The sequence below is a fragment of the Streptococcus sp. M143 genome (assembly GCF_000162495.1).
Lineage (GTDB): Bacteria > Bacillota > Bacilli > Lactobacillales > Streptococcaceae > Streptococcus > Streptococcus dentisani.
In genome coordinates, this window is record NZ_GG730097.1 from 204124 (window position 1) to 227724 (window position 23601).

The following is a 23601-nucleotide window of genomic DNA, read 5'->3' on the forward strand; positions in this document are numbered from 1 at the left end:
TTGAAAATGAATTTTTCAAAAATGGATGAATACTTTGAAAAATCAAAATTATGGATTGCATATCTGTTTGTTTTCATTTCGATTTTAAGTATGAGTTCACTGGTTTATAAGGTAGCAAATCCCATCTATAAGGGTTTGTCAGCGATTGTTGTACTTTATATTTGCTACACATTGTTGTTTAAGTGGAAACAGATTACAGTAGATCGAAAGTTTTTGGTCTTATTTGGCTTGTTATCTGGGAGTCATCTGCTATCGGCAGTATTCAATCGCTCTGGACATTTGATTGGGAATGTGATTGAAATACTTTTTATGGTAACCTATGTTTTATTATTTACCATGTTACAATCGGGGCAACTCAAAAAATTATTTGACTGGATTGCCTATACAGTTCAAATCATTTCTTTCTCTTCCGCAATCTTTGCATTTGGTTTATTGGTAAGTAGAGTCCTTATCCTATTTAAGATTGGAGAGCAATCTTATTACTATGGTGTCATGAATGGACGTCTGTGGGGGATTGTCAATCCTAATGCTAGCGCGATATTTTCATATATTAGCATTATTTTGGCTATGTATCTGATTCATAAAGGAAGTAAATATTCTGTATATCTTAAACTGAACAATGTGATTCAATTAGTCTACTTTGCTACTATGCAAAGTAGAGGGGCATTACTTTCTTTACTCCTCATGATTGGACTTTATAGTTTCTTTGCTACACGAGGAAGTATCGTTAAACGATTCCTCACTTTTATTGTTGTTGGTTTACTAGTTTCTGCAACTAATATTGGATTGAGTTATGTAACTTCAATTTATATCTCATCTGAAACTGCGACTGTTTTTGACTTAAACAAAGGACAATCCTACGCTGAGACAGATTCGTCTGTTACCAAGAAGACTGGTGAACTCCATTTAATTGAAACAACACCAAGTGGTAGGACCTATATTTGGAAAAATGCCATCAAGATGGGAAGTGCCAAACCAATTTTTGGTTACGGTGTACGGAATGTCCCAGATTATTACACAGAATATTTCAGTAAATTTGAGATTCAAAATTCCCTTATCGGTGGGAATTTCCATAACATTTTTGTGACTATATTTGTCAGTTCGGGAGTTCTAGGATTAGTATCCTTCCTTCTTATATTGGGTTATGTAATCAAGCGTTTTTTAACTTATTTGATTGTTTCCAAGAAAAATACTGACAAATTGATTATGATCCTCTTCTTCGGTATCTTGTTTGGTCAGTTGTTTGAGAGTCAGATTATGTACTCTACCAACTTTATCAATATCATCTTTTGGTTGGCAATCGGTTATGGACTAGTGGTTTGCAAACGGGATGAAGGAATTCGGTATCAGGAAGTAACAGATGTCAGTGAAATTCAACAGATGGAACTAGGAATCATGGAGTACATTCATGAAGTTTGTCAGAAAATTGGTGTTAAGTATTTCCTAGCTTATGGAAGTCTAATTGGTGCGGTTCGCCATAAAGGTTTCATTCCTTGGGATGATGATATGGACATCTGCATGCTAAGAGAAGACTATGAGAAACTACAAGATTACCTTATCGCTAACCCTGATGAACGCTATGAGGTCATGTCTTATAAAAATAATCTCAACTACGTCTATCCCTTCATGAAAGTGCAGGATAACCATACCTACTTGCTAGAAGAAGATGTTCGCATCGATTCCAATATGGGAATCTATGTAGACATTTTCCCTGTGGATGGTTACGAAGATAACGCAGATTTTAAAAATAAGATGACGAAACTGATAAAGAAACGTCAATTGAGTTGTTATACTTTTAAAGGAATTACAAATACAAAGAGTCTACTGAATTCTTTGATTCGTTATATTTCTGTTGTCATTTTCTATTTCACAAATACGAATAAGTATGTTGAGCAAATTGATGAACTTGCTAAATCTAGAGCAGTTGCTGACTACGAGCAAGTTGATTATTTGATTTATAAGGATATGAATAAGCCAGTTTGGAAACGTGAGTGGTTAGAACAAGTGATTGTGGGAACGTTTGAAGGCAAGGAATTTATGATTCCAAAACATTACCATGAAATTTTGACTTCTGACTATGGAGATTACATGCAATTGCCCCCTCTTGAACAAAGAGTATCTCACCATGATTTCAAACTGTGGAAAATCACTAAAAGTTCTAAGTAAGCAAATCGCAGTTAAAAATCGTTTAAAAAATTAGTCAAAATTAGGAGAATAAAACGTATGTCTGAGAGAGTTTTAAGTCTTGAAGAAATAAAACAAGTGGAGTTGGATATTTTAAAGTATCTACATGAACTATGTGAACAGCATCAGATTAAATATTTTATTGATTTTGGAACCTTACTAGGAGCTGTACGCCATAAAGGATTTATCCCTTGGGATGATGATACGGATATTTCTTTGGCGCGAGATGAATTTGAAAAGCTTTATCAGGTTTTAAAAAATGAGAATCATCCCTACTACAAATTGATTTCATTTAGAGAAACAAAAGGCTATCCGTACAGTTATATGCGTGTTCATGACATTAGAACACGTAGAGACGCCAATCTTCTGGACCCGACAGTCGTATTGGGAACTTGCGTTGATATTTTTCCATACGATGGTGTCGTGACGGAGGAAAGTGATTGTAAGAAAATGAAGCTCTATAAACACTTTGTCCGCCTTTCTTCTTTGAATTTTAAAGGGATCAAGTCTGAGAATGGTGGACTTAAAAATCTGCCTCGTTATATTGGATCAGCTATTTTTCGTCTAAGCTCTCCACAAACTTGGAATCAAAAATTAGAGAACCTTGCTTTGAAATATAGTGTAAATCAAGCTACAGATCTTACCTGTACGATATTTGATCCAAGCTTTCCAGAGGGAATCAAAAAAGAATGGCTCTATGATCTGATTGATATGCCATACGAAAACATCGTAGTGAAGGCTCCGAGAAAATACCATGAAATTCTTGTCTACGAATTTGGAGCAGACTATATGACTCCACCACCTGTTGAACAGCAGGTTCCAGGAACTGATAAGAATTATTGGATTGATTAGTAAGAGATTGTTTTCATCGAGAAAGGAGTGTTCAAGATGAAGAATAAAAGATTAGTTAAATCAGTCAGTTATAGTTTATTTGCTTTCCTTTTTGTGTTGATTGGTTTATCACAACAAGTTAATGCAGACACCATTACTGCTGGTTCAGGTAATCGTATCCATTTCATAAATACTAAAGCAAAATCCGGGAGTGATGCTATCCTTCTGGAAAGCAATGGTCATTATGCCTTGATTGATATGGGGGAAGATTATGACTTTCCTGATGGGAGTGACCCACGCTATCCAAGCCGCTGGGGAATTTCCATGAGAAATTATCAAGTCTTGGAAGACCGTTTGATTCGCCATCTTGATCAGATTGGTGTTAAAAAATTAGATTTTATTTTGGGAACCCATGTACATAGTGACCATATCGGCGGAGCAGATGAAATACTCAATCGTTATCAAGTTGATAAGTTTTATTTAAAAAAATATTCAGATGAACGGATTACCTCACACTGGGGACTCTGGGATAATCTTTTCAATTATGATAATGCTTTGAGAACCGCACACAAACGAGGAGTTACTCTTATTCAGAATATTACAGACGAGGATAGTCACTTTAAATTAGGTGATATGGATATCCAACTCTATAATTATAAGAATGAATATGATGCTGAGGGGAATCTGAAAAAAGTTCTAGATGATAACTCCAACTCTATCGTTTCAGTGGTGACTGTGGCAGGAAAGAGAATCTACCTTGGTGGAGATTTGGATAATGCCGAAGGAGCGGAAGATAAGTTAGGCCCAGTTATCGGCAAGGTTGATATGATGAAATGGAATCATCATTATGATGCGACAATTTCAAATACGATTAATTTTCTTGAAAACCTATCTCCAAAGATGATTATTCAGACAACTGGTGGTGATATTAATGTTGCTTCAACCAGAGAATATCTCCAAAAGAAAAATATTCAAGTTCTCAGAGCTTCTAGTCAAACTCAAGATGCTACCGTTTTTGATATTAGTGATAGCGGATTTGCCAATGTTTCTAATCTCTTCCCGGACATCCCTGTAGTTGACGAAAAATGGTATCAAGAAGGTGGCTACTGGAAATATCGCTTGGCTGACGGGGAAATGGCTATCGGTTGGAAAGAGATTGGCGGAGCCACTTACTTCTTTAATGGAAAAGGGCGAATGCAAGCAGGTCGCTGGCTTCACCTTAATGACGATTGGGGAGAAAATGCCAAGGGAAATGACTACTATTTGAACCCAAATGGTAAAATGCAAACTGGAGGTTGGTTCAAGCTGGATGGTCATTGGTATTATATCCAATCAAATGGCGCTAGACGATTTAGTGAGCTTTCTGAAATTGGAGGGAAGAAATATCTCTTTGCAGAAGATGGTAAGATGCTAACAGGATATCAAGTCTTTAATGGCAAGAAAATGTTCTTTAGCGAAAGTGGTGCACTCCAAACAGCAGGTAAACCTTTAACTTGGCAAAAGATTGATTCAGATTGGTATTTCTATGATGAGGATGGTCTAAAGACCATTGGTAAAAAGAATATCAATGGAAGCACATATTACTTTAATCAAGAAGGTGTCATGCAAACAGGCTGGGCCTTTGTTGATGGTTACTGGAACTATTTTGCAAGTTCAGGAGCTATGAAAACTGGATGGATCAAGGATCAGGATACTTGGTATTATCTGGACAAAGATGGTATCATGCTCACTGGAAAACAAGAAATCAATGGTACGCGCTACTATTTGAATACCAGCGGTGCCATGCAAACGGGCTGGAAATGGCTAGAGAACAATTGGTATTACTATGCGAACTCAGGAGCTATGAAAACTGGCTGGATTAAGGATAATGAGAAATGGTATTACCTAAATCAAGATGGTATTATGCAAACCGGGAAACAAGAAATCAATGGTACGCGCTACTATTTGAATACCAGCGGTGCCATGCAAACAGGCTGGCAATGGCTTGATAAACACTGGCATTACTACGCTGACTCAGGGGCTATGAAGACTGGTTGGTTGAAGGATCAAGGAACATGGTATTATCTTGAAGATCAGGAAGGTATCATGCTGGTCGGTTTCCAACAAGTAGATGGTAAGCAATATTACTTTAGTGCATCAGGTGCCATGCAGATAGGCTGGAAATGGTTTGATAATCATTACCGTTACTTTGAATCAAATGGATCTATGAAAACCGGTTGGATAAAGGATAAAGGAATCTGGTATTATCTCAATCCTGAAGATGGCATCATGTTGGTTGGCCTTCATAAAGTAAATGATGATCATTATTACTTTGATGACTCAGGAGCTATGCAGACCGGTTGGAAACGACTTGATGGTAATTGGTACTATTTCCAAACAGATGGTTCCTTGTTGAAAAATGCTACCACACCGGATGGTTATAAGGTAAACGAGGAAGGCATTTGGAGACAGGCTGTTGCTACTGTCAATGGCGAAGTAGATCAGTCAGAAAAGAAGCAAGAAGCTAGTTCCTCCATTGCTGAACAGCCAAAACAAGATTCAAATCTAGAAGCCAATACTTCTGGCAAGAAAGAAAAAGAATAAAAGAAACACCCTACTGATAAACGAGCGTTTATCAGTAGGGTGTTCTTTTAGTTTCTTTTGATCTTAGCTAGTACTAGGTTCAGTGCATAGTGAAGTGTTTTATCCTTAGTGAGAAAGAGTGTTAAGAGATAGTAGATTCCACAAGTAGCTATGGTAGAGAGAACCATGAGGATCATGTTGAGGTTCACCGTATAGGAACTGATTTGGAAAATCATCTTGAAAATATAGAAGATCGGGATAAATCCAAGGGATATGAGACCATAACGTGTTAAGGTTACAAAAATTTCTTTTAAACTAATCAGTTGATGTTTCTTGATAAAATGAATTTCAAGTGAAACAACGATGGCTTCCGCAATAATGGTAGTAGCAATATAATATTCAGGGGCAAAAATATTATTGATATACAAGATACAGTTGAAGAGGAGATTTGCTCCACCACCAGCAAAGTAGAAAGCAGTTAAGCGGTTCTCGTGGTCATTGATAAAGATAATTTGCTTACCAAGAATCAATTCAATAGCCCAGATAATGGTTCGAAAGGCGAAGACACTGGTCACGATACCTGCCTCAAGATACTTTTCAGAAGAGTAGATAACCGTTGCGTACTTTCCCAAAATCATAATCCCAAAACTAGTTGGAATCATGAGAAAATAGAATAATGATGCCGCTTGATTTACAAGATAATTATAAGAATTGTAATCCTTTTTCCCGAGGTAGTAGCCGAGACGTGGAATGCTGACACTGATAGCTCCACTTAAGACACCTGCAATCAGCATAACGATGCTATAGGCAATTGTATAATAAGAAATATAGTTTTCATCTGGTCCCTTGGTGATAAACATTCTATCTAGCAAGGTATAAAGCATATTGGCATTTGCCAGGAGAAGCATAGTAAAGAGTGGTTTAGAAGCCTTAGCTAACTCGATGAAACCAATTTTGACAAAGGAAACTTCTCTCTTGATCCAAAGAAAACTAAGGAGGTAGTTGAGGATAGTTGTCGCTGTCATGACGATAGCGTAGGGAACAATATCATCAGCAGTTTTGACAAAGGCAAAGATGGCGACCAGCATGGTAATCCGAATAATCAATGTCTTGTAAAGGATAAAGGCATAGTTTTCATAGGCCTCATTCATCCATTCGATATTGAGGAATTGGAAGAGTGCCTGAGCTCCTAGGATGTAGTAGAGAACCTTTAGATTCTCAATGCTGGCGTCAAAGAAGATAAAGAGGAAGTAGATACCAGTCGTCAGGAGAGAAGTGAAAACTGAGATATAAAACAACTTAGAAAAGACATAGTTGATTTTATTCTTGTCGTCCTTAACCTTACTGATAGCACGAATCCCGTAGTTGTAAATACCAAAGGCAGCTAGTGGAATAACAAAGCTAGCCCAGGTATTGGCGGTATTGAAATAACCATAGTTGGATTTGCTGAGAATCCGCGTCAGATAAGGGTTGGTTATCAGAGGAAAAACGATATTGAGGATATTGACCAGCAAGCTAGCCAATGCATTAACTTTTATATTTTTCATTGAACTTTCTTTCTTAAATGTAACATTATCTCTAGTATTATATCACATTCCAGCTTCATTCTTTTGATAAAATCGTAAAAATCTAGTATAATAGATAGACTGAAAGTATGAGGTTAGTAGAAATGAAGATGAAACAAATTAGTGATACAACACTGAAAATCACGATGACTTTAGATGATTTGATGGATCGGGGAATGGAAATCGCAGACTTTCTTGTTCCTCAGGAAAAAACAGAAGAGTTTTTCTATGCTATTTTAGATGAATTAGAGATGCCAGACAATTTCTTGGATAGTGGCATGCTGAGTTTTCGTGTGACGCCAAAACCTGATAAGGTCGATGTCTTTGTGACCAAGTCTAAGATTGACCAAAATCTAGATTTTGAAGATTTGACGGATCTGCCAGATATGGAAGAATTGGCCCAAATGTCGCCGGACGAATTTCTCAAAACATTGGAAAAGAGTATTGCAGAAAAGACCAAAGATGATATTGAGGCCATCCAGTCTCTAGAACAGGTAGAAGCTAAAGAAGAAGAGCAAGAGCAGGCGGACAAGGAAACTGAGAGCAAGAAAGAACCTTATATCTACTATATCCTGCGCTTTGCAAGCCTTGCTGACTTAGTTGCTTTTTCAAAGACGGTTAACTACCAGATGGAAACATCTGAACTCTATAAGATGAATGGATACTATTATTTGACAATCTTAGTCGATGTTGAAAATCATCCTAGTCCATATCCAGCCTGGCTCTTGGCTCGTATGCGTGAGTTTGCAGACGACAGTGATATCAGTCGTTCGGTTTTACAAGAGTATGGTCGCATCTTGATTAATCACGACGCTGTGCTCGGTCTTCAAAAAGTTAATTCATAGTTTTTAGAAATCAATTTTTACTTATCAGAAAAGACGAATCCCATGATTCGTTTTTTCTTTTCTATCTATAAATAGTGGTTTTCTTGGATAGGAATTTTCGAAAAATTCTGTTATAATGGCTATATTAGAAAATTTCGAGGAGACAAACATGACAGTTAAAATTGCTTTACTTGGATTTGGTACCGTTGCAAGTGGTGTACCATTCCTCCTAAAGGAAAACGGAGAAAAAATCATCCAGTCAGCTCATTCAGAGATTGAAGTAGCCAAGGTATTGGTTAAGGATGAAGATGAGAAGAACCGCTTACTTGCAGCAGGGAATGACTTTAACTTTGTAACCAATGTAGACGATATTTTATCAGACAAGGACATTACTATCGTAGTGGAATTGATGGGGCGTATCGAACCAGCTAAAACCTTTATCACTCGTGCCTTAGAAGCTGGAAAACACGTTGTTACTGCTAACAAGGACCTTTTGGCTGTCCATGGAGCAGAATTGCTAGAAATCGCTAAGGAGCACAATGTGGCACTCTACTACGAAGCAGCAGTAGCTGGTGGGATTCCAATTCTTCGTACTTTGGCAAATTCGCTGGCTTCTGACAAAATCACTCGTGTCCTTGGCGTGGTGAACGGAACTTCTAATTTCATGATGACCAAAATGGTCGAAGAAGGCTGGTCTTATGATGATGCTCTGGCTGAAGCTCAAAGACTTGGATTTGCAGAAAGTGACCCAACAAATGACGTTGATGGGATTGACGCAGCTTATAAGATGGTGATTTTGAGCCAGTTTGCTTTTGGTATGAAGGTTGCCTTTGACGATGTTGCCCACAAGGGAATCCGCAACATCACACCAGAAGACGTAGCTGTAGCCCAAGACCTGGGCTATGTAGTGAAATTGGTAGGTTCTATCGAGGAAACTCCTTCAGGTATTGCTGCAGAAGTGACTCCAACTTTCCTACCTAAAGCGCATCCACTTGCCAGTGTGAATGGCGTGATGAACGCTGTCTTTGTAGAGTCTATCGGTATCGGTGAATCTATGTACTACGGACCAGGTGCGGGTCAAAAACCAACTGCAACAAGTGTGGTAGCGGACATTGTCCGTATCGTTCGTCGCTTGAATGATGGTACCATTGGTAAAGACTTTAACGAATACAGCCGTGACTTGCTCTTGGCAAATCCAGAAGATGTCAAAGCAAACTACTATTTCTCAATCTTGGCACCAGACTCAAAAGGTCAGGTCTTGAAACTTGCTGAAATCTTTAATGCTCAAGATATTTCCTTCAAGCAAATCCTCCAAGATGGAAAAGAGGGTGACAAGGCGCGTGTAGTGATTATTACCCATAAGATTAATAAAGCACAACTGGAGAATGTTTCAGCTGAGTTGGCCAAAGCTTCAGAATTTGACCTCTTGAATACCTTCAAGGTGTTAGGAGACTAGGATGAAGATTATTGTACCTGCAACCAGTGCCAATATCGGGCCAGGTTTTGATTCGGTCGGTGTAGCTGTAACCAAATATCTTCAAATTGAGGTCTGTGAAGAACGAGATGAGTGGTTGATTGAACACCAGATTGGCAAATGGATTCCACATGACGAGCGCAACCTTTTGCTTAAAATTGCCTTGCAAATTGCGCCAGACTTACAACCGAGACGCTTGAAAATGACCAGTGATGTTCCCCTAGCGCGTGGTTTGGGTTCTTCTAGCTCGGTTATCGTTGCTGGGATTGAACTCGCCAACCAACTGGGCAAGCTCAACTTATCTAACCACGACAAATTGCAGTTGGCTACTAAGATTGAAGGGCATCCTGACAATGTGGCTCCAGCTATCTATGGAAATCTCGTTATTGCAAGTTCCGTTGAAGGGCACGTTTCAGCGATTGTGGCAGACTTCCCAGAGTGTGATTTTCTAGCCTACATTCCAAACTATGAATTGCGTACTCGAGACAGCCGCGGTGTCTTGCCTAAAAAATTGTCCTACAAGGAAGCTGTTGCAGCAAGTTCGATAGCCAATGTGGCTGTTGCGGCATTGTTGGCAGGAGACATGGTGACTGCTGGCCAAGCGATTGAGGGAGACCTCTTCCATGAGCGCTATCGTCAGGATCTGGTGAGAGAATTTGCGACGATTAAGCAAGTGGCTAAAGAGAACGGTGCCTATGCAACCTATCTCTCCGGTGCTGGGCCGACAGTTATGGTCTTGGCTTCTCATGACAAGATGCCCAAGATTAAAGCTGAATTGCAAAAGCAACCCTTCAAAGGCAAATTTCATGATTTGAAGGTTGATACCCAAGGTGTCCGTGTAGAAGCAAAATAAAGAATAGAAGATAGGATGGGGAAACTCTCGACCAGAGGGCTTCCTATCCTTTTTTTGAAAAGAAGTTTATATTCAATGAAAATCAAAGAGCAAACTAGGAAGCTAGCCGCAGGCTGCTCAAAACAGTGTTTTGAGGTTGTGGATAGAACTGACGAAGTTAGTAACCATACCTACGGTAAGGCGACGCTGACGTGGTTTGAAGAGATTTTCGAAGAGTATTAGTTAAAAACTTGATAAAGGAGAAATAAAGATGGCAGAAATTTATCTAGCAGGTGGTTGTTTTTGGGGCCTAGAGGAATATTTTTCACGCATTTCTGGAGTGCTAGCAACCAGTGTTGGCTACGCTAATGGGCAAGTCGAAACGACCAATTATCAGCTGCTCAAGGAAACAGATCATGCAGAAACGGTTCAAGTGATTTACGATGAGAAGGCAGTGTCACTCAGAGAGATTTTACTCTATTATTTCCGAGTCATTGACCCTTTATCTATCAACCAGCAAGGGAATGACCGTGGTCGCCAATATCGTACTGGGATTTATTACCAAGATGAAGCAGATCTGCCAGCTATCTATACAGTGGTGCAGGAGCAGGAGCGCATGCTGGGTCGAAAGATTGCAGTAGAAGTGGAGAAACTTCGCCACTACATTCTGGCTGAAGACTATCACCAAGACTATCTCAAGAAGAATCCTTCGGGGTATTGTCATATCGATGTGACCGATGCTGAGAAGCCATTGATTGATGCCTCTCACTATGAAAAACCTAGTCAAGAAGTGTTAAGGAAAAGTTTGTCTGAAGAGTCTTACCATGTCACCCAAGAAGCTGCTACAGAGGCTCCATTTACCAATGCCTATGACCAAACCTTTGAAGAAGGGATTTATGTAGACATTACAACGGGTGAGCCTCTCTTTTTCGCCAAGGATAAGTTTGCCTCAGGATGTGGTTGGCCGAGCTTTAGCCGTCCGATTTCTAAGGAATTGATTCATTATTACAAGGACATGAGCCATGGAATGGATCGAATCGAAGTTCGTTCTCGGTCAGGTAATGCCCACTTGGGCCATGTTTTCACAGATGGACCGCAGGAGTTAGGTGGTCTCCGTTACTGTATCAATTCTGCCTCCTTGCGTTTTGTGGCCAAGGATGAGATGGAAGAGGCAGGATACGGCTATCTATTGCCTTACTTAAATAAATAAAACAGAGAGGGTGGGCGCTTCCCACTTTCTTCATTTCCAGAATAAGAATAGAAGGGATTTATGAAACACTTACTATCTTACTTCAAACCCTACATCAAAGAATCCATTTTAGCCTCTTTGTTCAAGTTACTAGAAGCTGTTTTTGAGCTCTTAGTTCCCATGGTGATAGCTGGGATTGTTGACCAATCTTTGCCTCAGGGAGATCAAGGACATCTCTGGATGCAGATTGGCCTGCTCCTTATCTTTGCAGTGATTGGCGTTTTCGTAGCCTTGATAGCTCAGTTTTACTCAGCTAAGGCAGCGGTTGGGTTTGCCAAAGAACTAACAGACGACCTCTATCGTCATATTCTTTCCTTGCCCAAGGACAGCAGAGATCGTTTGACAACTTCGAGCTTGGTCACTCGCTTGACTTCAGACACTTACCAGATACAGACTGGTATCAATCAATTCCTGCGCCTCTTTTTGCGAGCGCCTATTATCGTTTTTGGGGCTATCTTTATGGCTTATCGCATCTCGGCTGATCTGACTTTCTGGTTTTTAGTTATGGTTGTCATTTTGACGATTGTCATTGTCGGTCTCTCTCGTCTGGTCAATCCTCTCTACGGTAATCTTAGAACGAAAACGGATCAACTGGTTCAGGAAACTCGCCAGCAATTGCAAGGGATGCGGGTTATTCGTGCCTTTGGGCAAGAAAAACGAGAGTTACAGATTTTTCAAACCCTTAACCAAGTCTATTCCAGTTTGCAAGAAAAGACGGGTTTCTGGTCTAGTTTATTAACACCTCTAACCTATCTGATTGTGAATGGGACTCTCCTTGTTATCATCTGGCAGGGTTATATTTCAATTCAAGGAGGTTTACTCAGTCAAGGTGCTCTCATTGCCCTTATCAACTACCTCTTGCAGATCTTGGTGGAATTGGTCAAACTAGCTATGCTGATAAATTCCCTCAATCAGTCCTATATCTCAGCTAAGCGAATCGAGGAAGTCTTTGCAGAATCTCCCGAAGACATCTATTCAGAGTTAGAACAAAAGCAAGCTACCAGTAATCAGGTTTTACAAGTCCAAGAATTGACTTTTACCTATCCTGATGCGGGCCAACCCTCTCTGAGAGATATTTCCTTTAATATGAAGCAGGAGCAAATTCTTGGTATCATCGGGGGAACGGGTTCTGGTAAATCAAGCTTAGTGCAAGTCTTACTTGGACTTTATCCAGTAGATAAGGGAAGTATTGACCTTTATCGAGATGGATGTAGTCCTCTTAATTTGGAGCAGTGGCGGTCTTGGATTGCCTATGTGCCCCAAAAAGTAGAACTCTTTAAGGGAACCATTCGCTCCAACTTAACTTTGGGTTTAAATCAAGAAGTGACTGATCAAGAACTCTGGCAGGCCTTGGAGATTGCGCAAGCTAAGGATTTTGTCAGTGAAAAGGAAGGACTCTTAGACGCACTAGTTGAGGCAGGAGGACGAAATTTCTCAGGCGGGCAAACACAACGTTTGTCTATCGCCCGAGCAGTCCTGCGCCAAGATCCGTTTCTCATCCTAGATGATGCAACCTCGGCCCTCGACACCATTACCGAGTCCAAGCTCTTGAGAGCTATCCGAGAGAACTTACCTAACACAAGTTTAATCTTGATCTCTCAACGAACCTCGACTTTACAGATGGCAGACCAGATTCTCCTCTTGGAAAAAGGTGAGCTCTTAGCTATCGGCAAGCACGAGGACTTGATGAAGTTCAGTCAAGTCTATCGTGAAATCAATGCATCCCAACATGGAAAGGAGGACTAGCATGAGACGACAAACTGCAAACCAGACGCTCACACGTTTGGCGAAAGACCTTGCAAGTCATCCCTTCCTCCTTTTCCTAGCCTTTCTAGGAACTATTGTCCAAGTTGGCTTATCAATTTATCTTCCTATCTTGATTGGGCAGGTCATCGACCAGGTCCTGGTGGCTGGTTCTTCACCAGTTTTTTGGCAGATTTTCCTCCAGATGATCTTGGTGGTAATAGGAAATACTCTGGTACAATGGGCCAATCCTCTTCTTTATAATCGCCTAATCTTCTCTTATACCAAAGACTTGCGAGAGCGAATCATCCATAAGCTCCATCGTTTACCGATTGCTTTTGTGGACCGGCAGGGCAGTGGAGAGATGGTCAGTCGTGTGACCACAGACATAGAACAGCTGGCAGCCGGCTTGACCATGATTTTCAATCAATTTTTCATTGGTGTTTTGATGATTTTGGTTAGTATTCTAGCCATGCTCCAAATTCACCTTCTCATGACCCTCTTGGTCTTGCTGTTGACGCCATTATCTATGGTGATTTCACGCTTTATTGCCAAACGGTCCTATCATCTCTTCCAGAAGCAAACAGAGACCAGGGGGATTCAGACTCAGTTGATTGAAGAATCGCTTAGCCAGCAGACCATTATCCAGTCCTTTAATGCTCAGACAGAGTTTATTCGAAGACTGCACGAGGCTAATGGCAACTACGCAGGTTATTCTCAGTCAGCTATCTTTTATTCATCAACGGTCAATCCTTCAACTCGCTTTGTCAATGCGCTGATTTATGCCCTTCTAGCTGGAGTAGGGGCCTATCGTATCATGATGGGATCCACCTTGACTATTGGGCGTTTAGTGACTTTTTTGAACTATGTCCAACAATACACCAAGCCCTTTAACGATATTTCTTCAGTTCTAGCCGAATTGCAAAGTGCTCTCGCTTGCGCAGAGCGCGTCTATACTGTCTTAGAAAGTCCAGAGGTGGCTGAAACAGGTAAGGAAGTCTTGACCAGTGACCAAGTCAAGGGAGCCATTTCCTTTAAGCATGTTTCTTTTGGATACAATCCTGAAAGGATCTTGATTAAGGATTTGTCTATCGATATCCCAGCTGGTAGCAAGGTAGCCATCGTTGGTCCGACAGGTGCTGGTAAGTCAACTCTTATCAATCTCCTCATGCGTTTTTATCCCATTAACTCGGGAGATATCTTGTTAGATGGGAAATCCATTTATGATTATACCCGAGCATCATTGAGACAGCAGTTTGGCATGGTGCTCCAAGAAACCTGGCTCAAGCAAGGAACCATTCATGACAATATTGCCTTTGGGAATCCTGATGCCAGTCGGGAGCAAGTGATTGCCGCTGCCAAAGCAGCCAATGCAGACTTTTTCATCCAACAGTTGCCACAGGGATACGATACCAAGTTGGAAAATGCAGGAGAATCACTATCTGTCGGTCAAGCCCAGCTCTTGACCATCGCCCGAGTCTTTCTAGCTATTCCCAAGATTCTCATCCTAGACGAGGCGACTTCTTCCATCGATACACGGACAGAAGTGTTGGTTCAGGATGCCTTTGCAAAACTCATGAAAGGGCGAACAAGCTTTATCATTGCTCATCGCTTGTCTACCATTCAGGACGCGGATTTGATTCTAGTCTTGGTGGATGGTGATATTGTTGAGTATGGCAATCATCGGGACCTCATGGCTAGAAAGGGCAAGTATTACCAAATGCAAAAGGCTGCGGCTTTTAGCTCTGAATAAACCATTCCTATCCATTTTAAAGTCTTAATGACACTAAAAGTTGCCTTCGGGTGACTTTTTTGTTACAATAGCTAGAAAAAATCAGGGTCTTAGAAGGAGAAAACAATGAAAGCCTATCAGCATGTAAATATCGTGACTTGTGACCAAGATTTCCACGTGCATCTGGATGGTATTTTGGCTGTTAAGGATTCTCAAATCATCTATGTTGGTAAAGAGAAGCAAGAGATTTTAGATCAAGCCGAGCAGATTATAGACTATCAAGGGGCTTGGATCATGCCTGGTTTGGTCAATTGCCATACCCATTCTGCTATGACAGGCTTGAGAGGGATCCGAGATGATAGCAATCTCCATGAATGGCTCAATGACTATATCTGGCCAGCTGAAGCAGGATTTACAGCAGACATGACTACAAGAGCGGTCAAGCAGGCTCTGACAGAGATGCTCCAGTCAGGAACAACCACCTTCAACGATATGTATAATCCCAATGGTGTGGATATTGAGCAAATTTATCAGGTAGTGAAGACTTCCAAGATGCGGTGTTATTTCTCACCGACCCTCTTTTCTTCAGAGACAGAAACAACTGCTGAGACTATAAGCAGAATACGAGCTATCATCGAGGAAATCTTAGGATATGAAGATCCAAATTTCAAGGTTATGGTAGCGCCACATTCTCCATACAGCTGTAGCAAAGACTTGCTTCAAGCGAGCTTAGATATGGCAAAAGAGCTGGACATTCCAATCCATATCCATGTGGCAGAGACCAAGGAAGAGTCAGGAATTATCCTGAAACGATACGGCAAACGTCCCCTTGCCTTTCTAGAAGAACTGGGTTACTTAGATCATCCGTCTGTTTTTGCTCATGGGGTCGAACTAAACGAGCGAGAAATTGAACACTTGGCAACTTCTCATGTGGCTATCGCCCATAATCCTATTAGTAACCTCAAACTAGGCTCAGGAATTGCTCCAATCATCCAACTTCAAAAAGCAGGAGTAGCAGTCGGAATTGCGACTGACTCGGTTGCTTCCAATAACAATCTAGACATGTTTGAGGAAGGACGGACTGCAGCCCTCCTTCAGAAGATGAAGAGTGGAGATGCCAGTCAATTTCCTATCGAAACAGCCCTCAAAGCTCTGACGATAGAAGGTGCTAAGGTTCTCGGTATGCAAGAACTGATAGGAAGTCTGGAAGTTGGCAAGCAAGCGGATTTTCTGGTCATTCAACCACAAGGGAAAATCCATCTTCAACCTCAGGAAAATATGTTATCTCACCTGGTTTATGCTGTCAAATCCAGTGATGTTGACGATGTCTATATTGCAGGAGAACAGGTGATTAAGCAAGGCAAAGTTTTGACAGTAGAGATTTAAAAAAATTTCAAAAAAAGTTTGTAAAAATCTTGCATTCTTTTTTTGTCTATGCTATACTTATATACGGTTTGAAAAAACTGCCTAAGACAGTAGGGGAGCTCGACTCATAAAGATCCTACCGAGGACAAAACGTATCATGTAAAAAGAAGCGTATTGTACTTTCGTGTCTAGGTTTGGGCGCGTTTTTCTTTTGGAAAATTCCCCAAGCAAAATAATTACGGAGGTGAACACACTAATGAGTGAAGCAATTATTGCTAAAAAAGCGGAACTAGTTGACGTAGTAGCTGAAAAAATGAAAGCTGCTGCATCTATCGTCGTTGTAGACGCTCGTGGTTTGACAGTTGAGCAAGATACAGTTCTTCGTCGTGAGCTTCGTGGAAGCGAAGTTGAGTATAAAGTCATTAAAAACTCAATCTTGCGTCGTGCAGCTGAAAAAGCTGGTCTTGAAGATCTTGCATCAGTATTTGTTGGACCATCTGCAGTAGCATTTTCTAACGAAGATGTTATCGCACCAGCGAAAATCTTGAACGACTTTGCTAAAAACGCTGAAGCACTTGAAATCAAAGGTGGTGCAATCGAAGGCGCTGTCGCATCTAAAGAAGAGATCGTTGCTCTTGCAACTCTTCCAAACCGCGAAGGACTTCTTTCTATGCTCCTTTCTGTACTTCAAGCGCCAGTGCGCAACGTTGCTCTTGCAGTCAAAGCGGTTGCAGACAACAAAGAAGACGCAGCTTAATCTTAAGCTACGCAGCGTAGCCTAGCTACGAAAAAAACTATTATAAAATTTAAAACTTATTTGGAGGAAATAACAATGGCATTGAACATTGAAAACATTATTGCTGAAATTAAAGAAGCTTCAATCCTTGAATTGAACGACCTTGTAAAAGCTATCGAAGAAGAATTTGGTGTAACTGCGGCTGCTCCTGTAGCTGTAGCTGCTGCTGGTGGCGCTGAAGAAGCTGCTAAAGATTCATTTGACGTTGAATTGACAGCTGCAGGCGACAAGAAAGTCGGCGTTATCAAAGTTGTACGTGAAATCACTGGTCTTGGACTTAAAGAAGCTAAAGAACTTGTTGATGGTGCACCAGGTGTCATCAAAGAAGGCGTTCCAACTGCAGAAGCAGAAGAAATCAAAGCTAAATTGGAAGAAGCTGGAGCTTCAGTTACTCTTAAATAATAGAGCAACTACATTAGTAGCTTAAAAACATGATTAAACCGCTATTCGTAAGAGTAGCGGTTTTTCTTTTTGTTCGTAAAGGGGCAAAAAAGGGGCAAATTATTTATATAGTTTATCTAGGAGACAAACAACTTTTGAAAAATAGACTTTCAATCAAACATGGCCGAAGTACAGTCTTCGTTTTTTCCTTAATCTATAACTCATAGTTTTGTTTAGTGTGATATAATTATGTTGAAATGCTTATTTGGAAAGGTTATTATAATGAGTTTAAGAAATAAAATTGAACAACATATCAAAGAGCTAGAGGGAGGGAAGTTTCAAAAACTAGGTGACGCGTACCTAAGTAGAAAATACAATTTTAATATTGTTTCATTAGGTTCACAGGAAGGAACAGATAAAACAACTAAAGGGACTCCAGATTCTTACGCTAACAAAGATGGTAAATATATTTATATTATGTATGGCACCCATAAGTCTGTAATATCTAAATTAGAAGGAGATATTCAGTCAGTTAAGAAAAAAATTTTAGAGGAAAATATTGCTGAAGATAAAGTTGGGAGGCTTATTTGTTGTCATACTTCTTCAAATATAACAATTAAACAAAAAGAAGATCTAGAAAAAATGGCTGAGCCTTATCAGCTAGAATTGATTGGAATTAATGAACTTGCTGATGATCTTACAAAGTTAGATTTTCAATATTTAGCAAAAGAGTATCTATCAATCAGTGAATCTACAGAGCAAGTTTGGTCTATCAATGACTTCATAAGAATTCATGATGAGAGTAAAACTAATGCACCTATATCAAATGACTATATTGGAGATGTAAGTGAAATTATAAATACGATTAAATCAAGTGAAAAACGAATCTTCTTAATATCTGCTAAGCCTGGAACAGGGAAAACTAGATTAGCAATTGAAATTTGCTCTTTGCTCGACCGAAATGAATATAACATTATTTGTGTCAAGAGCAATAATCAGGATATTTACCAAGATGTAAAACGCAATCTAAAGTTACACAAAGAAAATATTGTTTTTATTGATGATGTTAATACTACACAAAATTATATTTCTACACTTGGGCTACTGAACACGACTAGTAATATTCGGTTTATTCTTACGGTACGTGATTATGCTAAAAAAGATGTAATCAATAATATTAAAGTTTATGGGTACAATAATATTGAGCCAGAACTTATAAAAGATGATAATTTTAAGGAATTACTCAATCAATTCTCTCGAAACGATTTTACCAATAAAGAAATTGAGCATATTAAAACGATATCTAAAAGTAACCCACGTATTGCAGTCATTGCAGCGAAGTTATCGAGTTCTCATGATTTGACTAATTTTAATGACGAGATTGATATTTTAAAAGATTACTATGAAGAAATTTTAAATAAAAATAACATTATTTATGCAGAACAAAAGACTTTATTTATTTTATCTTACTTAAAAAAGATTAGACTGGAAAGTTTAGAAGAGAACCAGGAATTTAAAAAATTACTAAAAATAACTGATATAACAAATACTGACTTTAAGAGTGCAGTGGAGAAGCTTCACGAGAGAGAGTTGTGTAATATTTATAGCGACAAAATTGTAAAGATAGCAGATCAATCATTAGATGATTATATAGTTATCAAGTTTTTAATTAATAAGAAAATATCAATTTTAGAAATTTTACATGAGTTATATCCAGTAAACGATCAAAGAGTTGTTCAAATACTAAATCAATGTTCCAATTTTATTAGGAAAGAGAGTGATTTAAAAGGCGTTTCTGATGCAGTTAAATCATATTATTACAATGAAAGTGATTTTGAAAGTGATGAACTTAAAGAAAAGTTTTTAATACAATTTGGAGTATTACTTCCTCTAGAAGCAATTTCACACGTTAAAAATAAAATTGATAATATAGAGTCTCAGGCTTATACAAGGACTAATTTTATTAATCAGAAGGATAAAAAGGAATCTATTAAGGATTCAGTTTTAAATATTGTATTTGTAACTACACGGACAAAATATTGTAGTCAAATTCTCCAATTATTGTTAAAGTACTTTGATAAAAATCCTAATAAGATTTCTGAGGTTTATAGTATTCTTGAAGCAAACTACGGGTTGGTTACAGAAAGAGAATATATTGATTATACCTTGGCTGAAAATACTATTTCTGAACTTGCTAATCTTGATTTGATGAAAAGTTATAATCAAGAATTAAGCGCGGCAATTTTGAAGCAGTATCTTAAAATTACTATCGACAGGACAGAAGCTTATGAGGAATCATTTACATTTAGGAAATGTACCATTCCTGATAGTGAAAAACTGAAAGAGTATCATAGAAGTATACTCAAACTTTTAGCAAAGATATATAATGTTGGGAGTGTTGATATTAGACTTTATATTGAGAGAATACTGTATGATTACAGAAGAAAAATTTTGACTTATTCAGAAAGTCATCGTATGACTATTAATAGAGATTTGAGAAGCATTAGAGAATTATTTTTTTACGACATAAAAAAATTATCTATGATTGAAGAACAAATAGTTTATACTTTACATAAAGCTGAAGTGAAAGAAAACTTACCGATTGTTTTTGATGATTATATAATTTCTGACAGACAAAAAATATATAATAATTTAACAAATCCTAACCATGCTTGGTTTTATGAGGATGATGCTGAAATTAAACTACAACAAATTGCAAATAGCTATTCAAGCAATTTGCAAAATATTTTCAATTTTGCAAATCAATTTAAAAATAGCTTGTTTATGAATGATATAAATATTGAACTGGTGCTATTTAATATGTTTTTGCTATTAAAAAATGATAATAAGATAAAATTTTTAAATTCTATGTTTAAATCAAACTATCATTTTGAAAACAGGACTCCTATTAGTTTTTTAGAAAATATTGAGAAAAGTTCAATGCAGCGTGTTATTGCATCCTCTCCAGAATTAGAAAAATATGAATGGGAGCTTGCTTATTTAACTCAACTTGAAAAAGTAAAAAATGAAGATTTACAAACATTAAAGAGTATTCTAGAAGCTAATTCTTTACCATGTTATTTTACAATTTTAAATTTTGAGAGATTGATTTTGAAAGATCCTAGTTTAAAAGAGTTGTTAATACAAAAAGCTGGGAATACAAATTTTGTTATTTCTGATTTTATAAGAGAAGAAGAGGTGCCAAAATTAATAAATCTAATTGGAGAAAACGATTTAAAGTCTCAGTATTTAATCAATTTAGGGAGCAGTAAGGATCACACCTATAAGCTTTTTCAAAAATTAGGAGAAAATGATATTAATTTTGCGGTAGAAGTATTGAAGAAAATTGATGAGCTAAAAATGAGAAGTTCTAATTTAGGATACATGGTATTACATACTATAAATGGATTTAGAGATAAGAAAGAAATTTATAAAAAGTTTATCCGCTTTGTAATAAATAGGCCATATTACTACTATAACAATATGCTTGATGATATTATAAAAAATGACAGTCAGATCATATTAGAAATGCTTGAGGAAACAAACAATGAGCAATTTGCAATTAGATTGGTTAATCTAGGTGTAGAATTTTTAGAAAACAACAATCAAAAACTAATACTATTTAATCTTCTCAGAGCTAAAGGATTTGGCCAGAAGTCATTCCAAGAAATACATTTTAGTCCCTACTCACATTTTTTTACTGGTAGTCACGTTCCGGTGTTGGAATTAGAAAAAGAGCTCCTAGAAAGAATTAAAGAGATATTTGAAACTGATATAGGCTACATTAACTTGCTACTGTACTTGGATAAACTAATAGATGGCAAGCGCAATGCGATTGAAAGAGAATTGGAAAAGGAGTTTTAAATTATAATTTATATTTATTACTTCTTAAGGTGCTAGATAAAATCAGTAAATTCTACTGTTTTATAGTATTTTAGTGAAATATTTGGTTTGATTAATGAATTGAATGAAAAAAATTGCTGCCCAGACGGGTAGCAATTTTCAGTAATTTATATTTTTTATACCACACCTTGTGCAATCATAGCGTTTGCTACGTTTTCAAAGGCAGCAATGTTTGCTCCTGCAAGGTAGTCAGTACCAAGACCGTATGATTCAGTAGTTGTTTTAGCTGTGTTTAGGATCTTGATCCTGATGTCCTCGACTCGACCAGAGTATATGGATATCTATTCATCTGATAAGAGAGATTTTATCATCCAGATATTCATAGCTGGGTGGCCGGCGGCGTTAGAAAGTGGTTGTTGCAATGCTGTAAAACCATAGTGTTGATAGATGGCCACGGCCGTAGCCAGTGCAGTAGAGGTTTCTAGATAAAGTTGTTCATAATCTGCTAGGCGGGCTTCATGGAATATCCGCTTTATCAACCTGCTGGAATAACCTTTGCCACGGCAATTTTTAGTGACATACAGTTTTTGTAATTCAGCAATCTTATCAGACACAGGTGCAAAGCCACCACAGCCAACCAGCTGCCCTTCATCTTCCAGGACAAAGTAAGCTGATCTCTCTTGCTGTTGATAATAGTCGGCCAAATGATCTAGATGAGAATCAAAGTAGACAGTTCCTGGTTTGTCAAGCCCGAATTCTTCAAGGCTAGCTCTAATGAGTTGTGCTACAGCTGGATTGTCTCTCACTTCCATTGACCTTAAGTTCATCATTTGTCCTCCGATAGGATGTATCGATTAATTAAACAATACCTTGTGCAATCATAGCGTTTGCTACGTTTTCGAAGGCAGCGATATTTGCTCCTGCAAGGTAGTCAGTACCAAGACTGTATGTTTCAGCAGTTGTTTTAGCTGTGTTGAAGATGTTTGTCATGATGTCTTTGAGGCGGCCGTCAACTTCTTCACGAGTCCATGAGAGGCGAAGGCTGTTTTGGCTCATTTCAAGAGCAGATACAGCAACCCCACCAGCGTTGGCAGCTTTGGCAGGTCCGTAAAGGATTCCGTTTTCTTTGTAGACTTTAATCGCATCAAGGTCACTCGGCATGTTGGCACCTTCTGATACGCAGATAACTCCTTGAGCAACCAAACGTTTAGCTGCTTCACCATTGATTTCGTTTTGAGTCGCACATGGAAGAGCAATATCGTAGTTACCAGCGTAAGTCCATACAGAACCTTCATGGTATGTAGCAGTTGCTTTTTCAGCGGCGTATTCTGTCAAGCGAGCGCGACGGTTATTCTTCACATCTGCTAGAAGGTCGAAGTCGATACCATTTTCATCAATGACATAACCATTTGAGTCGGATACTGAGATCACAGTTGCACCAAGTTCAGTTGCTTTTTGAAGAGCGTATTGAGCTACGTTACCAGAACCTGAAATAACCACTTTTTTACCAGCAAAGCTGTTACCGTTGGCTTTGAGCATTTCTTCAGTATAGTAAACCAAACCGTAACCAGTTGCTTCTGGGCGAATCAAGCTACCACCGAATCCAAGAGGTTTACCAGTCAAGACACCCGCATCAAATTGATTAAGACGTTTGTATTGTCCATAAAGGTAACCAATTTCACGTCCACCAACACCGATATCGCCAGCTGGGACGTCAAGTGATGGTCCAATGTATTTTTGCAATTCTGTCATGAAACTTTGGCAGAAGCGCATAACTTCAGCATCAGTCTTTCCTTTAGGATCGAAGTCTGATCCCCCTTTACCTCCACCGATTGGAAGTCCAGTCAAAACGTTTTTAAAGATTTGTTCAAATCCGAGAAATTTCAAGATCCCTTGGTTTACAGTTGGGTGGAAACGAAGTCCGCCTTTATATGGTCCAACAGCTGAGTTAAATTGAACACGGTAACCACGGTTGACTTGAACTTTTCCATCACGGTCCACCCAAGGAACACGGAAAGAAATCACGCGCTCAGGCTCAGTGATACGTGCCAAGATGTTTTCTTCGATATACTCAGGGTGTTTTTCAAAGACAGGCTCCAAGGTACTGAAGAATTCTTCAACCGCCTGGAGAAATTCAGCCTCATGCCCGTTACGAGCTTTTACAGTTTCAAACACGCTTTGGATATATTCTTTAGCAGATGTCATATCGTTCTCCTTTGT

16 protein-coding genes, 1 pseudogene and 1 other annotated feature are annotated in these 23601 nt (G+C 38.8%); of the genes and pseudogenes, 13 read left to right on the forward strand and 4 right to left on the reverse strand.

Features of this window, described 5'->3' with window-relative positions; translation table 11 throughout:
* Positions 1-6: 6 nt before the first annotated feature.
* From HMPREF0850_RS07680 to HMPREF0850_RS07690, 3 genes are read left to right on the forward strand one after another with little or no spacing between them, the layout of a single operon-like run.
* Positions 7-2166, forward strand: coding sequence for a LicD family protein (locus tag HMPREF0850_RS07680; protein WP_001011691.1), 2160 nt, complete (start codon positions 7-9; stop codon positions 2164-2166).
* 57 nt (positions 2167-2223) lie between these two features.
* Positions 2224-3036, forward strand: coding sequence for a LicD family protein (locus HMPREF0850_RS07685; RefSeq protein ID WP_000004186.1), 813 nt, complete (start codon positions 2224-2226; stop codon positions 3034-3036).
* Between the two features lie 36 nt (positions 3037-3072).
* Positions 3073-5598, forward strand: a complete 2526-nt coding sequence (locus tag HMPREF0850_RS07690) for an MBL fold metallo-hydrolase (RefSeq protein ID WP_000792194.1) — start codon at positions 3073-3075, stop codon at positions 5596-5598.
* A gap of 47 nt (positions 5599-5645) precedes the next feature.
* Here the strand turns inward: HMPREF0850_RS07690 and HMPREF0850_RS07695 are convergent, their stop codons facing one another.
* Complete coding sequence (locus HMPREF0850_RS07695) at positions 5646-7124, reverse strand: oligosaccharide flippase family protein (protein ID WP_000789698.1); 1479 nt, start codon at positions 7122-7124, stop codon at positions 5646-5648.
* Positions 7125-7246: 122 nt separating this feature from the next.
* Between HMPREF0850_RS07695 and mecA the strand changes: the two genes are divergently transcribed.
* The 10 genes from mecA to HMPREF0850_RS07745 all read left to right on the forward strand — a co-directional run bounded on the left by mecA (position 7247) and on the right by HMPREF0850_RS07745 (position 21402).
* On the forward strand, positions 7247-7987 hold the full coding sequence (gene mecA / locus HMPREF0850_RS07700) for an adaptor protein MecA (RefSeq protein WP_000782713.1): 741 nt from the start codon (positions 7247-7249) through the stop codon (positions 7985-7987).
* A 148-nt stretch (positions 7988-8135) separates the two neighbouring features.
* Positions 8136-9422, forward strand: coding sequence for a homoserine dehydrogenase (locus HMPREF0850_RS07705; protein WP_000216343.1), 1287 nt, complete (start codon positions 8136-8138; stop codon positions 9420-9422).
* Between the two features lies 1 nt (position 9423).
* A complete protein-coding gene (gene thrB / locus HMPREF0850_RS07710; protein WP_000692411.1) occupies positions 9424-10293 on the forward strand; it encodes a homoserine kinase in 870 nt (289 codons plus the stop codon).
* 250 nt (positions 10294-10543) lie between these two features.
* Positions 10544-11482 carry a peptide-methionine (R)-S-oxide reductase MsrB gene (gene msrB, locus HMPREF0850_RS07715; RefSeq protein ID WP_000818183.1) on the forward strand — a complete coding sequence of 313 codons (939 nt, stop codon included), beginning with the start codon at positions 10544-10546 and terminating at the stop codon, positions 11480-11482.
* Between the two features lie 60 nt (positions 11483-11542).
* Positions 11543-13267, forward strand: coding sequence for an ABC transporter ATP-binding protein (locus HMPREF0850_RS07720; protein WP_000681730.1), 1725 nt, complete (start codon positions 11543-11545; stop codon positions 13265-13267).
* Between the two features lies 1 nt (position 13268).
* Positions 13269-15017, forward strand: a complete 1749-nt coding sequence (locus HMPREF0850_RS07725; RefSeq protein ID WP_001254295.1) for an ABC transporter ATP-binding protein — start codon at positions 13269-13271, stop codon at positions 15015-15017.
* A 105-nt stretch (positions 15018-15122) separates the two neighbouring features.
* The gene (locus HMPREF0850_RS07730; RefSeq protein ID WP_000649349.1) at positions 15123-16382 is read left to right on the forward strand and encodes a TRZ/ATZ family protein; all 1260 of its coding nucleotides are present in this window, start codon (positions 15123-15125) and stop codon (positions 16380-16382) included.
* 62 nt (positions 16383-16444) lie between these two features.
* Positions 16445-16580, forward strand: a sequence feature (ribosomal protein L10 leader region).
* A 37-nt stretch (positions 16581-16617) separates the two neighbouring features.
* Positions 16618-17118: a 50S ribosomal protein L10 gene (rplJ, locus tag HMPREF0850_RS07735; protein WP_001287274.1), complete on the forward strand. Its 501-nt coding sequence runs from the start codon at positions 16618-16620 to the stop codon at positions 17116-17118.
* A 75-nt stretch (positions 17119-17193) separates the two neighbouring features.
* A complete protein-coding gene (gene rplL / locus HMPREF0850_RS07740) occupies positions 17194-17559 on the forward strand; it encodes a 50S ribosomal protein L7/L12 (RefSeq protein WP_001196969.1) in 366 nt (121 codons plus the stop codon).
* Positions 17560-17820: 261 nt separating this feature from the next.
* Entirely contained in the window at positions 17821-21402 is a 3582-nt protein-coding gene (locus HMPREF0850_RS07745; protein ID WP_000058661.1) for an ATP-binding protein, read from the forward strand.
* Positions 21403-21557: 155 nt separating this feature from the next.
* Here the strand turns inward: HMPREF0850_RS07745 and HMPREF0850_RS12800 are convergent.
* From HMPREF0850_RS12800 to gdhA, 3 genes and pseudogenes are all read right to left on the reverse strand, one after another.
* A pseudogene (locus HMPREF0850_RS12800) lies at positions 21558-21707 on the reverse strand (NADP-specific glutamate dehydrogenase); the annotation flags it as partial.
* 15 nt (positions 21708-21722) lie between these two features.
* A complete protein-coding gene (locus HMPREF0850_RS07750) occupies positions 21723-22208 on the reverse strand; it encodes a GNAT family N-acetyltransferase (protein WP_009013946.1) in 486 nt (161 codons plus the stop codon).
* A 31-nt stretch (positions 22209-22239) separates the two neighbouring features.
* Entirely contained in the window at positions 22240-23586 is a 1347-nt protein-coding gene (gdhA, locus tag HMPREF0850_RS07755) for an NADP-specific glutamate dehydrogenase (RefSeq protein ID WP_000199570.1), read from the reverse strand.
* Positions 23587-23601 lie beyond the last annotated feature (15 nt).

Bases quoted from the DNA above. Each gene is read 5' to 3' on its own strand.
- HMPREF0850_RS07680 (WP_001011691.1), top strand. From the start codon at position 7: ATGAATTTTTCAAAAATGGATGAATACTTTGAAAAATCAAAATTATGG.
- HMPREF0850_RS07685 (WP_000004186.1), top strand. From the start codon at position 2,224: ATGTCTGAGAGAGTTTTAAGTCTTGAAGAAATAAAACAAGTGGAGTTG.
- HMPREF0850_RS07690 (WP_000792194.1), top strand. From the start codon at position 3,073: ATGAAGAATAAAAGATTAGTTAAATCAGTCAGTTATAGTTTATTTGCT.
- HMPREF0850_RS07695 (WP_000789698.1), bottom strand. From the start codon at position 7,124: ATGAAAAATATAAAAGTTAATGCATTGGCTAGCTTGCTGGTCAATATC.
- mecA (WP_000782713.1), top strand. From the start codon at position 7,247: ATGAAGATGAAACAAATTAGTGATACAACACTGAAAATCACGATGACT.
- HMPREF0850_RS07705 (WP_000216343.1), top strand. From the start codon at position 8,136: ATGACAGTTAAAATTGCTTTACTTGGATTTGGTACCGTTGCAAGTGGT.
- thrB (WP_000692411.1), top strand. From the start codon at position 9,424: ATGAAGATTATTGTACCTGCAACCAGTGCCAATATCGGGCCAGGTTTT.
- msrB (WP_000818183.1), top strand. From the start codon at position 10,544: ATGGCAGAAATTTATCTAGCAGGTGGTTGTTTTTGGGGCCTAGAGGAA.
- HMPREF0850_RS07720 (WP_000681730.1), top strand. From the start codon at position 11,543: ATGAAACACTTACTATCTTACTTCAAACCCTACATCAAAGAATCCATT.
- HMPREF0850_RS07725 (WP_001254295.1), top strand. From the start codon at position 13,269: ATGAGACGACAAACTGCAAACCAGACGCTCACACGTTTGGCGAAAGAC.
- HMPREF0850_RS07730 (WP_000649349.1), top strand. From the start codon at position 15,123: ATGAAAGCCTATCAGCATGTAAATATCGTGACTTGTGACCAAGATTTC.
- rplJ (WP_001287274.1), top strand. From the start codon at position 16,618: ATGAGTGAAGCAATTATTGCTAAAAAAGCGGAACTAGTTGACGTAGTA.
- rplL (WP_001196969.1), top strand. From the start codon at position 17,194: ATGGCATTGAACATTGAAAACATTATTGCTGAAATTAAAGAAGCTTCA.
- HMPREF0850_RS07745 (WP_000058661.1), top strand. From the start codon at position 17,821: ATGAGTTTAAGAAATAAAATTGAACAACATATCAAAGAGCTAGAGGGA.
- HMPREF0850_RS07750 (WP_009013946.1), bottom strand. From the start codon at position 22,208: ATGAACTTAAGGTCAATGGAAGTGAGAGACAATCCAGCTGTAGCACAA.
- gdhA (WP_000199570.1), bottom strand. From the start codon at position 23,586: ATGACATCTGCTAAAGAATATATCCAAAGCGTGTTTGAAACTGTAAAA.